The sequence below is a fragment of the Burkholderia sp. HI2714 genome (genome assembly GCF_002223085.1).
Taxonomy (GTDB): Bacteria; Pseudomonadota; Gammaproteobacteria; order Burkholderiales; family Burkholderiaceae; genus Burkholderia; species Burkholderia lata_D.
On sequence record NZ_NKFM01000110.1, the window covers coordinates 1 to 3,071 of the forward strand.

The 3,071-nt window shown below is 47.0% G+C and carries 1 protein-coding gene; it reads right to left on the reverse strand.

Translation table 11 applies throughout. The features are described from left to right. Positions 1 to 539: 539 nt before the first annotated feature. Positions 540 to 2,792 (reverse strand): hypothetical protein, encoded by a 2,253-nt coding sequence (locus CFB82_RS42970; protein WP_143751082.1) that lies wholly within the window; start codon positions 2,790 to 2,792, stop codon positions 540 to 542. Positions 2,793 to 3,071: the final 279 nt, after the last annotated feature.

Sequence of the window (3,071 nt, forward strand, 5' to 3'; positions counted from 1 at the left end):
ACCGAAATACTCTGGCCATCCTTCACCCGTTGCACCGCAAGCGTCCTGAATTCCGGCGTGTGTTGCTGCTTCGGTATCTTCAACATTTTGCTTTCCATTCCGTCGAGTTTACCCGACCTCTTGGAGAGCGAAATTTCGGGGGAAGCTCAGTTCCAGTCGGCGTCTATCTTCCGCACTCAACTCCAACCCTTTCTGCTTCTTCACGTTTCGCGTCACAAAAGCCTATCGGCGCATAGACTCAGAAATGCGGAAGTGGTTCTCGGGAAGAGCTTATGGAAGCCAAAGCAAAAAACGGCTCAAAATCGTGCCGTAGCTGTCGAACTCGGGCGGACCGCGCGTGACGGAGCCACACCAGGATTGAACTCGTGCCGCCGCGCATAATCCGGTGCTGAGCATATTCACGAATCCCGGCCGACCCTCTCCAAACCCTTGAAGAAGACGTCGATGCGGTCCTTCAAGGATTCGGATCAAATTATAGATTTACTTTCTGTTGAGAGATTATTGCGATCAAGCTCAATAACAATAGCCCTCAACCAAATTTATCTCAACTCTGATGCCCCTGACTTTTTTCGAGAATTTCGCGTTGGGTAAGCGGTAATAACATTCCCATTCGATCCGATGACAATCACGATATTCGTATAAGTGTCGTAATGCAATCCATTTCCAATAGTGATAGAGCCGTAGGTTCTGGCGTAGTTGAAGCCATTACTAGAAACTCGTGGAGGGCTCGATAATGGTGCGTCGCTGCCGGAGATCGCCGCCATGATGATCCTCGCCAACAATGCTCGCCCTGCAGCATCATTATTAACACCGAGCCTCGCCCAATCTTCTCGATGACCGATATCCGGACCGGAAGTAATACCCCGACGTCGTTGTTCTTCTGTTGGCCCGGGTGACAAGATATGCGCAATGCCAAATCCGAATCTCACCCCTTGATTTGCATGGCGATTCGGATTTACCGAATTCATCAAATATACGACACCTCGATTTAGACCTGCCGGTGCGCCGTCGCGAGCAATCGCACTTACCATCATACGAAAATTTTCAGATGTATACCCAGCAGGCGCCAAGCCGGAATTGCTTACCTCTCGAATTAGTACGTTGAAGTTTCCCGCCTGAGCCCCATCTGTGCTCATATAAAAAACGCCACCTTTATTTAAGGTCGGAGGCAAGCCAGTTCTTTCTGTGGAACCGCCTTTCATTTTTGCAACTTTCTTTACGCACTCCCAGCCTTCCCCCTCGACTTCCTGCCTAGAATTCGAAACGCATTGAGCTTTAATTGCCTTCTTACGGTTCCGCACCGCACCTTTCGTCGTGGGCTTATCGATCGCACTGGAATTTCTTGCGATTATAATCAAACTATCCAACAAGCCTTCAGCTCTGCCCGGGTTCTGAAGCACCCATTGATCAACAATGCCATTCCCGGTATTGACAATAGGGGCGGCCGCCGCCCCCCATTGAAGAGCATCTGCATAGTCATGCAATGCCTGGCGCAGACTCTGCATTTCGTTGAGAGATAAATTGGTAAAGACACTTGTTGCTTGCTCATCTTCGACCGAGCATTCCTGCGGAGAACTAATGTCTGATGGATCGCTTTTCCCGCATGCCAACTCGTCCATAGCTAGCTGAACATCCTCTCGATTTGACAACCGTCGAGGAGGAGATATTTCCTCAGAAACATATGGAGTCAACTCGGTACGATTCGATCGTTGTGGTTGGCTAGTAACAATCTCGCTGACAAGCATTTCGTGAGACGGAGCATCGATCGTCGGCGCGCCACCGAATCTTTCTAAGCACCACAATCCGAACGTTGAAAGGCACTGCCAAATATCCTCACCGATTCCACGCGCCTCTCTAGACGCAGGCTTCTTTGCTAAGTGGCTGAAAAGTATAACCGATTCGTTTTCGCCAAAATATTGATCAGTTGGATTCACAGTGGCCGGAATATTTCTCACAAATGCATCAAAATTTCCATCAAATGCACTCTTCGACGAGCTTGCAATCACCGGGAGCGACATCCATTGATTTATCGTATACCCATCCACCTTGTAAACAAATTGTTTACTTGTCAAATTTTTTCCAATGAATATTAATTTTCCAGCTTCATTATATTGAGCCTGATTAAACGTCACCAAAATATACCCACCGCCATCGCTGGAGGGGGAAACGTAAACGGACATCTTCACAGCCGTAGCACTATCATCCAGGACATATGCATCAGAAGCTGTCATCCGCTTAAAAATCACCGACCCACCATCATTTTTTACTAGATTCTTCGAATCCTCAAGACTGCGCCGGAAAGATGTGCCATTCACATAATTACTGTGGTCCTCACCAGCCCCGAAGAATTTAATCGATGCAATCCCATTTCCAAAATGGGCCGATATACCTGAATACCCATAATTTCCGGAAGAATCCTTCAGAATGATAGAGGGTGCGTTGCCATACAATCCAGCCGTTCGCATAAAGAAACTTGCGGCGCGATTATCCGTGCCATCAGGACCCAATTTCACAACCAGTCCAAATATTTGAGTGAATCTCCCTCCTAATAAACTCGTGACAGCATCGGTTCCAAGAGTCTCGTTCGCGCCATCTATATTTACAAATATAGACCTATTTACAATTTGCTTCAAAAGTACGTTTCCGTCGATACGCTCCGGCAACCCTCCAAAATAATTTGACCTAAAATCCGCAGCCACGCTGGAAGTTCCGTAAAACAATAAACCGCTCGACAGCAGAAAGGCCGCCATAGTCGCACCACCAATACACTTTTTCTTTGAAATAATTCTCATGTCATTAATCTCAAGTTGAAAGCACAATTCATCAAAAATAAAATATAGCCGTAGATAATACTTGAATGGCAATATTCATCAAGTGAAACACAGCCATATCACCAAATGGCTTTTCGAGTACTGCAATACGCAACCAACGTGATAAAATGAATTAAGTGTTCACGAAAAACTGACTTGATATTTGATGCCGTACCCGGCCAGTAGGTCGGCCAATTCGGCATCGATGGTTTTCTTGGTCCAGGTGGCGAAGCATCGCCATCGATATTTCAGATGTCGCCA

What these genes read in the sequence shown, in the direction of transcription:
- CFB82_RS42970 (WP_143751082.1), bottom strand. Translation starts at nt 2,792, where the DNA reads ATGAGAATTATTTCAAAGAAAAAGTGTATTGGTGGTGCGACTATGGCG.